Genomic DNA, 11,757 nt, shown 5'->3' with positions numbered 1-11,757 from the left:
CCGACGTCGACCCGCGCCGAGCGCACCGCCGTCGCCCGCCGCCATCATGTGCGGTGGCTACTGCTGACACGCCGGCACCCGGTGCCTGAGGAGGCGGTGGCGGTGGCGTGGAGCGGGCGGACGGGGGAGGTGCTGGCGCGGGTCGGGGGGTGATCCGTTGTCCTACGGGTGGGCTTACTCGATGACGAGGTCGACCTCGATGTTGCCGCGGGTGGCGTTGGAGTAGGGGCAGACCTGGTGGGCCTGCTCGACCAGCTTGCGGCCGGCCGCCTCGTCCACGGTGTCGGGCAGCTCCACGCGGAGGGTGACCTTGAGGCCGAAGCCCTCACCCTCCTTGCCTATGCCGACCTCGGCGGTGACGGCGGCGTCGCTCACGTCGACCTTGGCCTGACGGCCGACAAGGCCGAGGGCGCTGCCGAAACAGGCGGCGTAACCGGCGGCGAACAGCTGCTCCGGGTTGGTGCCCTGCCCGTTGCCGCCCATCTCCACCGGGATGCCCAGCGCGAGGTCCAGGGTGCCGTCGGAGGAGACGGCACGGCCGTCCCGGCCGTGGGTGGCGGTGGCGACAGCGGTGTAGAGCGCGTCCATGGAAAACCATCCCTCTCGAGTCACGTCTCGGCGGCCTGTCCGGCCGCCGACGCCAAGTAGAGCACACAATTCAATTGCACACAACTGAATGGCTCGCAAGAGCTATCCTGGATGCATGACCCGCACGCCGACCCCCGCCCACGCATCAGCCGCCGCCTCGACCTCGGAGGAGAACTGGCTGCGCCTCGACGGCCAGATCTGCTTCTCCCTGCACGCCGCCTCGCGCGCGTTCAACGGTGTCTACCGGGTGATCCTCAAGGACCTCGGGCTGACCTACCCGCAGTACCTGGTGATGCTGGTGCTGTGGGAGCGGGGCGAGATGCCCGTGAAGAAGCTCGGGGAACACCTTCGCCTCGACTCCGGCACGCTGTCACCGCTGCTCAAGCGCCTGGAGGCGGCCGGCCTCGTCCGACGGGAGCGCAGCGTCCGCGACGAGCGTTCGGTGGAGGTACGGCTGACCGACGCGGGCGTCGCGATGCGCGAGCCCGCGCTCCAGGTGCCGCGCCGGATCTTCCAGGCCACCGGCTTCGACCTCGACGAACTCCGCGAGCTGCGCGAACGTCTCGACCAGCTCACGTCCACGCTGGACTCGGCGGCGCTGGAGGAGATGCCGGGCTGCCAGTAGCCCCGGGCCGCACGCCTCGACGCTCTGGCACTGCGAGTCGCCACTGGTGCACGCGGAGTCATCGCAGTCGGCTCCGCCGCCTGCTTCACTGATGGCGGGAGCCGGCAGCACACCCGCCCCCGACGAGCCACAGACCACGCATCACAGACCACGCACCACGCACCATCACAGGCCAACTGACGAGGGGACGGCCGCACATGACCTGGCTGATCACCGGCGGCGCCGGTTACATCGGAGCGCATGTCGTACGGGCGATGACCGAGGCGGGCGAACGGACGGTGGTGTACGACGACCTGTCCACCGGCATCACCGAGCGCGTCCCCGAAGACGTACCGCTGGTGGTCGGCTCGACCCTGGACGGCGAGCGCCTGGCCCGCACCCTCGCAGACCACGAGGTGACCGGTGTGGTCCATCTGGCGGCGAAGAAGCAGGTGGGCGAGTCGGTGGACCTGCCGCTGCACTACTACCGGGAGAACGTCGAGGGCCTGCGCGTCCTCCTGGAGGCCGTGTCGGAGGCGGGCGTACCGTCCTTCGTGTTCTCGTCCTCGGCGGCGGTCTACGGCATGCCGGACGCCGTGCGCCACGGCGACCTGGTGACCGAGGAGACGCCGTGCGTGCCCATGTCGCCGTACGGCGAGACGAAGCTGGCCGGCGAGTGGCTGGTCAGGGCGACGGGCCGGGCGACGGGCCTGTCCACGGCGTCGCTGCGCTACTTCAACGTGGCGGGCGCGGCGCGCCCCGAACTCGCGGACGTGGGCGTCTTCAACCTCATCCCCATGGTCTTCGAGAAGCTCACGGAGCACGCGCCCCCGCGCATCTTCGGCGACGACTACGAGACACCGGACGGGACGTGCGTACGCGACTACATCCACGTCGTCGACCTGGCCGAGGCCCATGTCGCGGCGGCCCGTGCCCTCCAGGGCGCCCCGGGCCGTGACCTCACCCTCAACATCGGCCGGGGAGAAGGCGTTTCGGTCCGCGAGATGATCGACCGCATCAATGCCCTCACCGGCTACGACCGCCCCCCGACGGTCACCCCGCGCCGCCCCGGCGACCCGGCCCGCGTCGTCGCCTCGGCCGACCGCGCCGCCACCGAACTGGGCTGGAAGGCCAAGCACGACGTCCAGGACATGATCATGTCGGCATGGGAGGGCTGGATCCGGCTCCACCCGGAGGCAGCCCGCGGCTAGCGGACGCTCGGTGCGCGCGGGAGCCGGCACGACGCGAGCGAGAGCGGCGCGGGGCCGGGAGCGGGCACGGGAGCGGGCACGGGGCCAGGAGCGGGAGCGGGAGCGGGCACGGGGGCGGGTGCGCGCGGCGAGTAACCTGCGCCGATGACCAGCTCCCCGGCAGTCTCCGCCGCTGCGTAGCGCGCCCTCGTACGAGGAAGCCGTACGCGCCGCGATCGACCTCGGCGGCGACACGGACACGGTCGCCGCGGTGACCGGCGGCCTCGCCGGCGCGGTGTACGGCCTCACCGCGATCCCCGACCGCTGGACCGCCCCTCTGCACGTACCGCTGCCCGGATTCGGCGGACGGATCCTGCCCACACCGGAACTGACGGAACTGCCCCGACGGTTGAGCGCCCAGGCCTGCTGTCCAGGAGACGCACCCAATCGGACCTCGTTCGCGGATCGAACGCCCTCGACTCCGACTGGGCCCCGCTACACGTTGTTGAGATACGTCAGCACTGCCAGCACCCGGCGATGCCCGCTGTCGCTCGGCGGCAGTCCCAGCTTCAGGAACACGTTCCCGATGTGCTTGTGCACCGCCCGTTCCGTGACGACGAGGGTCTTCGCGATGGTGGCGTTGTCGTGCCCCTCCGCCATCAGCTTCAGCACCTCGCTCTCGCGCGGGGTCAGCGAGTCGAGCGGGGTGTCGCGGCGCCGGGTCAGCAACTCGGTCACCACCTCGGGGTCGAGGGCCGTGCCACCGGCCGCGACCCGCTCCAGCGCGTCGAGGAACTCGTCCACCCGCCCGACCCGGTCCTTGAGCAGGTAACCGACTCCGCTGCTCCCCCCGCTCAGCAACTCGGCCGCGTACGACTCCTCGACGTACTGCGACAGCACCAGCACCGGCAGCCCGGGCATCTCCTTGCGCGCGGCGAGTGCGGCACGCAGGCCCTCGTCGCGGAAGCCGGGCGGCATCCGCACGTCCAGCACGGCCACGTCCGGCCGGTGCTCCAGCAGCGCGGGCAGGACCTCGGGGCCGGTGCCCACCACGGCCGCCACCTCGTGCCCGGCGGACGTCAGAAGGAGGACGAGGCCCTCACGCAACAGGGCGTTGTCCTCGGCGATCACGAGTCTCATGGGGCCATGTTCCTACGGGTCGCACGGGGCACGCCCACCGGCCCGGGACACACAGCGCCCCAGGCTCTGGCCCCGGGGGCTCACAGCGCTTTGAGCGCCTCCGCGGTAGCCCGCGCCAGCGCCCCCAGATACCCCTTCGGGAGCTTCGGGCTGCGGATCACCACCGAGCGCCAGTACAGCGGACCCGAGATGAGATCCAGCGCCAGGTCCTTGTCGAACCCCTCGCGGACCTCCCCCCGCTGCCGCGCCGCCGCCACGATCTTGCTGGCGACGCCCTCCTGCCCCTCCCGCAGGGTCTTCTGCATGGCTTCGGCGATCTCCGGGTTGCGCGCCGCCTCGGCCTGGAGGTCGGGGATGACCTGTGAGGCCACGGGGTGGCGCAGGGCGCGGGAGGTCACCTCGTACAGCAGCCGCAGGTCACCCTCCAGCGAGCCGGTGTCCGGCACCGGGAGGCCCATCACCGCGAGCGCCGAGACGACGTCGAGGACGAGGTGCAGCTTGGAGCGCCAGCGGCGGTACACCGCGGTCTTGCCGACGCCCGCCCGGCGCGCGATGCCCTCGATGGACATCCGCGCGTAGCCGACGGCCGCGAGTTCCTCGAAGACGGCAGCGCGAATGGCCTCCGTCACGTCCTCGCGGAGCACAGCGGCTCCGGCCGGGGCCCGGCGGCGCGGACGGGTCTGCGGCTCGTCGGCGTTGGTCGTCATGCGGACCAGCATAGGGCGTCACGACGAAACGGTTGCGTTCCGACGTCAATTCGGCCTACGCTCACGTTGCGACGATACGGTCCCGTCCCGACGTAAGAAAACGTGAAGAGAAGCGTAAGGAAACGCCGGGCAACGGATCCGCCGAGCCGCACGAGCACCACGCGTCACCCCACCCCCCGAGCGAAAGCAGCGGATGTGAGCCAGGTCCTCCACACACCGCCCCCGACGAAGGCGACCGCACCCGCCGACGACGACCTCGCGGCCCTCGCCGCCCGCCACGGCCTCACGGTCAGCGGTGCCCGCCCCTCCCTGCCGGAGTACGTCCGGCAGCTGTGGGCGCGGCGTCACTTCATCGCCGCGTTCTCCACCGCGAAGCTCACCGCGCAGTACAGCCAGGCGAAGCTGGGCCAGGTCTGGCAGGTGATGACCCCGCTGCTGAACGCGGCGGTCTACTACTTCATCTTCGGTGTGCTGATGGGCACCAAGAAGGGCGTGGCGGACTACATCCCGTTCCTGGTGACGGGTGTGTTCGTCTGGACGTTCACACAGAGCTCGATCATGGCGGGCACCCGGGCGATCTCCGGCAACCTGGGCCTCGTCCGGGCCCTGCACTTCCCGCGGGCCGCGCTGCCCATCTCCTTCTGCCTCCAACAGCTCCAACAGCTGCTGTTCTCGATGGCCGCCCTCGTCGTGATCCTGCTCTGCCTCGGCGTGCCGGTGTCCGCCTCCTGGCTGCTGGCGATCCCGGCGCTGCTGCTGCAGTTCACCTTCAACGCCGGCATCGCGATGATCCTTGCGCGGATGGGTGCGAAGACACCCGACATCGCGCAGCTGATGCCCTTCGTCCTGCGCACCTGGATGTACATCTCCGGCGTGATGTGGAGCCTCGACCACCTGCTCAGCAAGCACAACGACCTGCCGTCCTGGGTGGCGCCCGTACTCAAGGCCAACCCGGCCGCCGTCTACATCGACCTGATGCGCTTCGCGCTGATCGACAGTTTCCACGCGAGCCAGCTGCCGGCCCACGTGTGGCTGATCGCGACCGGCTGGGCCCTGCTCGCCGGAGTCGGAGGCTTCATCTACTTCTGGAAGGCTGAGGAGACGTACGGCCGTGGCTGACAACAGCGAGAACATCTACGACGGCGACAAGATCCCCACCGTCGTCGTCGACGGCGTCGACATCGTCTACCGCGTCAACGGCACCGGCGCCGGCCGCGGCTCCGCGACCGCCGCCCTCAACCGCATGCTGCGCCGCAAAGCGGTCGAGCAGGCGGCGGGCGTGCGCAAGGTGCACGCCGTCAAGAACGTGTCGTTCGTCGCGTACCGCGGCGAGGCGATCGGCCTGATCGGCACCAACGGCTCGGGCAAGTCGACGCTGCTCAAGGCGATCGCCGGCCTGCTTCCCGCGGAGAACGGCCGGATCCACACCGACGGCCAGCCCTCCCTCCTCGGCGTGAACGCGGCCCTGATGAACGACCTCACCGGCGAGCGCAACATCTACCTCGGGGGCCTCGCCATGGGCATGCCCCGCGAGCAGGTCAAGGAGCGCTACCAGGAGATCGTCGACTTCTCCGGCATCAACGAGAAGGGCGACTTCATCACCCTCCCCATGCGGACCTACTCCTCCGGCATGGCCGCCCGCCTGCGCTTCTCCATCGCCGCCGCCAAGGACCACGACGTCCTGCTCATCGACGAGGCGCTGGCGACGGGCGACCGTTCCTTCCAGAAGCGTTCCGAGGCCCGCATCCGCGAGCTGCGCAAGCACGCGGGCACGGTGTTCCTGGTCAGCCACAGCAACAAGTCGATCCGCGACACCTGCGACCGCGTGTTGTGGCTGGAGCGTGGCGAGCTGCGCATGGACGGGCCGACGGAGGAGGTGCTGGAGGCGTACGAGGCGTTCACCGGCGGCCCGGACAAGGCGAAGGCCAATCCGAAGGTTCCTGTCCCCTCGTAACGTGGCCCCCAAAAAAGCGAGGGCGCCCCGAGCCTTGACGGCTCGGGGCGCCCTGCTGCTCGTACGGCCTACGGAGCGGCCTACGAATGCGTCCTGAGCAACGTCCGCATCGTTCGCATCGCCACCGACAGGTTCGCCAGGTCGAACGTCTCCGAGCCCTGGATCTCGTCCAGGGTCGTGCGCGCCCGGCTCAGGATCGGCGCGTTCTTCTCCTCCCACGCCTTGAAGCGCTGCTCGGGAGTCGAGGTGCCGTTGCCGACGGCCAGAACGTCGGCCGTGAGCGCCGCGTGGGCCGCGTAGAGGTCCTCGCGGATGGAGGCGCGGGCCATGGACTGCCAGCGGTCGGCGCGGGGCAGCTCGATGATGCGGTCCATGAGCTGGGTGATGTGGAGGCGGTCGGCGAGGTCGTAGTAGACCTCGGCGACGTCCATCGGGTCCCGGCCCATACGGTCGCCCACCGAGACGATGTCGAGCGTCGGGAAGGCTGAGGAGAACCCGGCCACCTGGGTGGCGACCTCGTCCGGGACGCCGACCCCCGTCAGCTCGTCGTAGATCTTCTGGTACCACTCCAGGTCAGCGCCGCGCAGCAGCTTGGGCAGCTGCGACCACACCTGCTCGACCCGGTCGGCGAAGAAGTCGACGGTCTCGGCGAGTTGCAGCGGCTGCGGCCGGTTGTTGAGCAGCCAGCGTGTGCCGCGCTCGACCAGGCGCCGCGAGTGCAGCCGGATCCGGGTCTGGACGGCGGCTTCGACCTTGTTGTCGAGCGCCTCCACCGCGTCCCACACGGCACCGGAGCGGAAGATCGCGCGGGCCGCGGTCTGCGCCCGCACGATCTCCTCCAGCGAGGCGCCGGTCTCCTCGCGCAGCCGGTGCAGGTAGGTCGTACCACCGGTGTTGACCGTGTCGTTGACCAGCACCGTCGTGGTGATCTCGCGGTGCAGTGGGTGGCCCTCGATACGGTCCCCGAACCTCTCGCGCAGCGCGCTCGGGAAGTACGAGTGGAGCAGACCGCGCAGGTACGGGTCGTCCGGCAGGGAGGTGTGCAGCAGCTCCTCGGCGACCGTGATCTTCGTGTACGCCAGCAGGACGGCCGTCTCCGGGCCGGTCAGGCCCTGTGCGGCGCCGAGGCGTTCGCGGATCTGGCGGTCGGTGGGCAGGAACTCCAGGGCCCGGTCCAGCAGGCCCTCGCGCACCAGGTGGCGCAGGTACCGCTGCTGGGCGTGGAGCATGTCCTTGGACTGGGCGAGCGCGTTGGCGATGGCCGTGTTCTGCGCGTAGTTGTTGCGCAGGACCAGGTGGCCGACCTCGTCGGTCATCTCGGCGAGCAGCTTGTTGCGCTGCTTGACCGTCATGTCGCCGTCCGCGACCAGGCCGTTGAGCAGGATCTTGATGTTCACCTCGTGGTCGGAGGTGTCCACGCCCGCGCTGTTGTCGATGGCATCGGTGTTGATCTTGCCGCCGTGCAGCGCGAACTCGATCCGGCCGAGCTGCGTGAGGCCCAGGTTGCCGCCCTCGCCGACGACCCTGACGCGCAGGTCGGCGCCGTCGACGCGGATCGGGTCGTTGGCCTTGTCGCCGACGTCGGCGTGCGTTTCGGTGCTCGCCTTCACGTACGTCCCGATGCCGCCGTTCCACAGCAGGTCCACCGGCGCCTTGAGGATCGCCTTCATCAGGTCGGCCGGCGTCATCTTGGAGACCTTCTCCTCGATGCCGAGAGCCGCCCGGATGTGCGCGTTGACCGGAACCGCCTTGGCGGTACGGGGGAACACGCCGCCGCCCGCGGAGATGAGCGCGGTGTCGTAGTCGGCCCAGCTGGAGCGGGGCAGCTCGAAGACGCGGCGGCGCTCTGCGTAAGAGGTGGCCGCGTCGGGCTTCGGGTCGATGAAGATGTGCCGGTGGTCGAAGGCGGCGACCAGGCGGATGTGCTCGGAGAGCAGCATGCCGTTGCCGAACACGTCACCGGACATGTCACCGATGCCGACGACCGTGAAGTCCTCGGCCTGGGTGTTCACGCCCAGCTCGCGGAAGTGCCGCTTGACGGACTCCCAGGCGCCGCGGGCGGTGATGCCCATCTTCTTGTGGTCGTATCCGGCGGAGCCGCCGGAGGCGAAGGCGTCGCCGAGCCAGAAGTTGTACTTCTCGGCCACCCCGTTGGCGATGTCCGAGAAGGTCGCGGTGCCCTTGTCGGCGGCGACGACGAGATAGGTGTCGTCCTCGTCGTGCCGGACGACGTCGGCGGGCGGGACCACCTCACCGGCGACCATGTTGTCGGTGATGTCGAGCAGCGCCGAGATGAAGGTCTTGTAGCTGCGGATGCCCTCCGCCATCCAGGCATCGCGGTCGACGGCCGGGTCGGGCAGCTGCTTGGCGACGAAGCCGCCCTTGGCGCCGACCGGCACGATGACGGTGTTCTTCACCATCTGTGCCTTGACCAGGCCAAGGATCTCGGTCCGGAAGTCCTCACGCCGGTCGGACCAGCGCAGCCCGCCTCGCGCGACCTTCCCGAACCGCAGGTGCACGCCTTCGACCCGCGGCGAGTACACCCAGATCTCGAACGCCGGACGGGGCGCCGGCAGATCGGGGATCATCTGCGGGTCGAACTTCATGGAGATGTAGTCGTGCGGCTTGCCGCCCGCCGCCTCCTGGAAGAAGTTCGTCCTGAGGGTCGCCTTGATGACGGTCAGGAAGGACCGCAGGATCCGGTCCTCGTCGAGGGAGGCGACCTGGTCGAGAGCCGCGTCGAGCTCTTCGAGGAGCGCGTCGACGAGCTCGTGCCCGGCACGCTGCCGGTCCGGCGACATCCGCGCCTCGAACAGCGACACCAGCAGCCGGGTGGTGTGGACGTTGTGGCGGAGGGTGTCCTCCATGTAGTCCTGGCTGAACGTCGAGCCCGCCTGCCGCAGGTACTTCGCGTACGCCCGCAGCACCATCGCCTGCCGCCAGTGCAGCCCGGCGCTCAGCACGAGGGCGTTGAAACCGTCGTTCTCCGCCTTGCCGGTCCAGGTCGCGGCGAAGGCGTCCTGGAACCGCTCTCGGCCGTCGTCTCCGAGGTAGTCGCCGCTCCCGCTCTTCGGCTTGGGCATGCGCAGCCCGAAGTCGTAGATCCACGCGACACTCCGGTCCGAGCGGCGCAGTTCGTACGGCCGCTCGTCCATCACCTCGACACCGAGCCGGTTGAGCACCGGCAGCACGGCCGACAGGGTGATGGACTCGCCCTTGCGGTAGATCTTGAACCTGCGCTCCTCGGGGGCGGCGCCCACGGGCTCGTACAGGCTTAGCTCGAAGCTCTTCTCCTCGGTGAGCTCCTCGATGTGCGCGAGGTCGGCGACCGCGGAGCGCGGGGTGTGGTCGGCCTTGTACCCCTCGGGGACGGCGTTGCCGTAGCGGCGCAGCAACTCGGCGGCGCGCTCCTCGCCGAACTCGGCGTTCAGCGCCTCCGCGAACCCGTCGGCCCACGACCGCGCGGCCTCCACCAGCCGCGCCTCGATGCGCTCCTTGTCGGCGTCGGACAACTGCACCAGTTCGGTGCCCTGCGGGACCCGGACGACGAAGTGCAGCCGGGAGAGGATCGACTCGGTGTTCCAGGCCGTGAAGTCGACGCTGGTACCGCCGAGTTCCTCCTTGAGGATGTCGATGATCCGCAGCCGTACACCGGTGGTGTACCGGTCGCGGGGCAGGTAGACGAGGGCGGAGTAGTAGCGCCCGTACTCGTCCTGACGCAGGTAGAGCCTGAGGCGCCGCCGCTCCTGGAGGTAGAGCACGGACGTGACGATGGACTCGAGCTCGTCGGGCGGGGTCTGGAAGAGCTCGTCACGCGGATAGGTCTCCAGGATCTGCAGCAGATCCCGCCCGTCATGGCTGTTGGGCGAGAACCCGGCCCGCTCCAGCACCTCTTCGACCTTGCGCCGAATGACGGGCACCCGCCGCACGGACTCGGTGTAGGCGGCGGACGAGAACAGTCCGAGGAACCGCCGCTCACCCACCACGTTGCCGTCCGCGTCGAACTTCTTGACGCCGATGTAGTCGAGATACGACGGCCGGTGCACCGTCGCCCGGCTGTTGGCCTTGGTCAGCACGAGGAGCTTGTGCTCGCGGGCCTTGGCCCGGGCGTCGGCCGGCAGCCGCTCGAACGACGGGCTGACGGGGTGACTGTCCCCCGCGGCGTGATGCGGGTCGGACCGCAGTATGCCGAGCCCGGTACCGGGGACGGCAGCGAGGGAGTCGTCCTCCCGGAGCTGGTACTCCCGATACCCGAGGAAGGTGAAGTGGTCGGCGGCCAGCCAGCGCAGCAGCTCCCGCGCCTCCTCGATGTCCTGCTCGCGCAGGTCGGAGGCGACGGGCTCCTTGGGCAGCTCATCGGCCATGCGCAGCGCCGCGTCCCGCATCTTCTCCCAGTCCTCGACGGCCTCACGGGCATCGGACAGGACACGCAGCAGGTCGGCGGTGATCTGCTTCAGGTCGCCGCGGTCGGTCTCGCGGTCCATCTCGACATGGATCCAGGACTCGATGTGCGCGTCGTGCGGCAGCTCGCCGGTGACAGGCGCTGTGACGACCTCGATGAGCTTGCCGGTGACGTCACGCCGCACCACGACCTGCGGATGAATGACGACGTGGATCCCACGCCCCTGCCGCGTGAGCTCGTTGGTGACGGAGTCGACGAGGAAGGGCATGTCATCGGTGACGACCTCGACAACCGAGTGACTGCAAGTCCACCCGTTCTCCTCCACGGTGGGCGTGTGGACCCGTACGTTGGCCGTACCCTGCGGGCGATTCTCGGCCAGCCGGTAGTGCGAGAGTGCGGCGCCGAAGATGTCGACCGGGTCGCGGTCGGCGAGGTCCTCCGGGGCGGTGTGCAGGTAGTAGCGCTGGAGGAACGCGAGCACGGTGTCCCGGTCGGGGGTGCTCTCGTCCTTCGTCCCGGTCGGTAGGTGCCCCCCGACCGGGCTGTTCTCAGCTACCCGGGCAGCCCTCTCGAGCAGCTCGGCCTTTGCTTCGTCCAGCTTGGTCTGCATTGTCCTCTGGCTCCTGTCGCGCGCCATTGCGTGACGTAGGTGGAAGTACGGTCTCTTCCCCTGTGACGTAACGCCGCGACGCGGGGTCTCCGGTCTGCTCCGACGCTATGCCGCAAGGTGAGATGAGCGGGGGGTTATCAGCCATTCTCGACACGCCGGACGGGTGTGACGCTGCTCTCTGCGGCGCGTGCTTCCGGGGTGTGTACGGCGTCCTGGGGGCCCTTGCGCCCCCACCCCGCCCGCGAGGACCAGCGACCGCCGCCCGGCCACGGAGGTACTCCGTGCTCCCCGGGCGCAAGGCAGGAGCGACGATGCCCCCGCGAGATATCGCGCTGATCACGCCACCAAGGCTATCGCTCCTTGCAGGGGCCGCGTCATGAGCCGTATGTGTACAAAACCGGGGGTGGAACTTTGACGTTCTGCACAGAGGCGAAAGGCCCCATTCCGTGCAGGCCCGCACCCATCAGCCCATCCCACCCCACCCACCCGGCAGTGCCGCACCGGTCCGCGCCTCTCAGCGCCGCCCGCATCAGCCAGCCCGTCCGGCGTTTGAGGACGAGGC

8 protein-coding genes and 1 pseudogene are annotated in these 11,757 nt (G+C 69.7%); 5 read left to right on the top strand and 4 right to left on the bottom strand.

Translation table 11 applies throughout. From position 1 onward, the window contains the following. Positions 1 to 174 precede the first annotated feature (174 nt). Positions 175 to 588, bottom strand: coding sequence for an organic hydroperoxide resistance protein (locus tag ACFYO2_RS18050; RefSeq protein WP_388349678.1), 414 nt, complete (start codon positions 586 to 588; stop codon positions 175 to 177). Positions 589 to 703: 115 nt separating this feature from the next. Here ACFYO2_RS18050 and ACFYO2_RS18045 point away from each other — a divergent pair, with 115 nt between their 5' ends. From ACFYO2_RS18045 to ACFYO2_RS18035, 3 genes and pseudogenes are all read left to right on the top strand, one after another. After that, the gene (locus tag ACFYO2_RS18045; protein WP_388349676.1) at positions 704 to 1,213 is read left to right on the top strand and encodes a MarR family winged helix-turn-helix transcriptional regulator; all 510 of its coding nucleotides are present in this window, start codon (positions 704 to 706) and stop codon (positions 1,211 to 1,213) included. A 197-nt stretch (positions 1,214 to 1,410) separates the two neighbouring features. After that, positions 1,411 to 2,403, top strand: a complete 993-nt coding sequence (gene galE / locus ACFYO2_RS18040; RefSeq protein WP_388349674.1) for a UDP-glucose 4-epimerase GalE — start codon at positions 1,411 to 1,413, stop codon at positions 2,401 to 2,403. A 172-nt stretch (positions 2,404 to 2,575) separates the two neighbouring features. Then, a pseudogene (locus ACFYO2_RS18035) lies at positions 2,576 to 2,797 on the top strand (ADP-ribosylglycohydrolase family protein); the annotation flags it as partial. 80 nt (positions 2,798 to 2,877) lie between these two features. Here the strand turns inward: ACFYO2_RS18035 and ACFYO2_RS18030 are convergent. After that, complete coding sequence (locus ACFYO2_RS18030) at positions 2,878 to 3,522, bottom strand: LuxR C-terminal-related transcriptional regulator (RefSeq protein ID WP_388349672.1); 645 nt, start codon at positions 3,520 to 3,522, stop codon at positions 2,878 to 2,880. Between the two features lie 80 nt (positions 3,523 to 3,602). Then, positions 3,603 to 4,229: a TetR/AcrR family transcriptional regulator gene (locus ACFYO2_RS18025; protein ID WP_388349670.1), complete on the bottom strand. Its 627-nt coding sequence runs from the start codon at positions 4,227 to 4,229 to the stop codon at positions 3,603 to 3,605. 195 nt (positions 4,230 to 4,424) lie between these two features. On the opposite strand from ACFYO2_RS18025, the gene ACFYO2_RS18020 reads away from it, so the two are divergent. Both ACFYO2_RS18020 and ACFYO2_RS18015 read left to right on the top strand, forming a co-directional pair. After that, entirely contained in the window at positions 4,425 to 5,348 is a 924-nt protein-coding gene (locus ACFYO2_RS18020) for an ABC transporter permease (protein WP_388349668.1), read from the top strand. After that, entirely contained in the window at positions 5,341 to 6,183 is an 843-nt protein-coding gene (locus ACFYO2_RS18015) for an ABC transporter ATP-binding protein (RefSeq protein ID WP_388349666.1), read from the top strand. The genes ACFYO2_RS18020 and ACFYO2_RS18015 overlap by 8 nt, the downstream gene beginning before the upstream one ends. 80 nt (positions 6,184 to 6,263) lie before the next feature. Here ACFYO2_RS18015 and ACFYO2_RS18010 read toward each other — a convergent pair whose 3' ends face one another. Further along, positions 6,264 to 11,195 (bottom strand): NAD-glutamate dehydrogenase, encoded by a 4,932-nt coding sequence (locus tag ACFYO2_RS18010; RefSeq protein ID WP_388349664.1) that lies wholly within the window; start codon positions 11,193 to 11,195, stop codon positions 6,264 to 6,266. Between the last annotated feature and the right edge of the window lie 562 nt (positions 11,196 to 11,757).

Source organism: Streptomyces sp. NPDC006602 (assembly GCF_042870385.1).
Classification (GTDB): Bacteria; Actinomycetota; Actinomycetes; order Streptomycetales; family Streptomycetaceae; genus Streptomyces.
The sequence above is the reverse complement of the archived record's forward strand: the minus strand, read 5'-3'. Positions and strand labels throughout refer to the sequence as shown.

Coding starts and splice junctions, on each gene's coding strand:
- ACFYO2_RS18050 (WP_388349678.1), bottom strand. CDS start 588: ATGGACGCGCTCTACACCGCTGTCGCCACCGCCACCCACGGCCGGGAC.
- ACFYO2_RS18045 (WP_388349676.1), top strand. CDS start 704: ATGACCCGCACGCCGACCCCCGCCCACGCATCAGCCGCCGCCTCGACC.
- galE (WP_388349674.1), top strand. CDS start 1,411: ATGACCTGGCTGATCACCGGCGGCGCCGGTTACATCGGAGCGCATGTC.
- ACFYO2_RS18030 (WP_388349672.1), bottom strand. CDS start 3,522: ATGAGACTCGTGATCGCCGAGGACAACGCCCTGTTGCGTGAGGGCCTC.
- ACFYO2_RS18025 (WP_388349670.1), bottom strand. CDS start 4,229: ATGACGACCAACGCCGACGAGCCGCAGACCCGTCCGCGCCGCCGGGCC.
- ACFYO2_RS18010 (WP_388349664.1), bottom strand. CDS start 11,195: ATGCAGACCAAGCTGGACGAAGCAAAGGCCGAGCTGCTCGAGAGGGCT.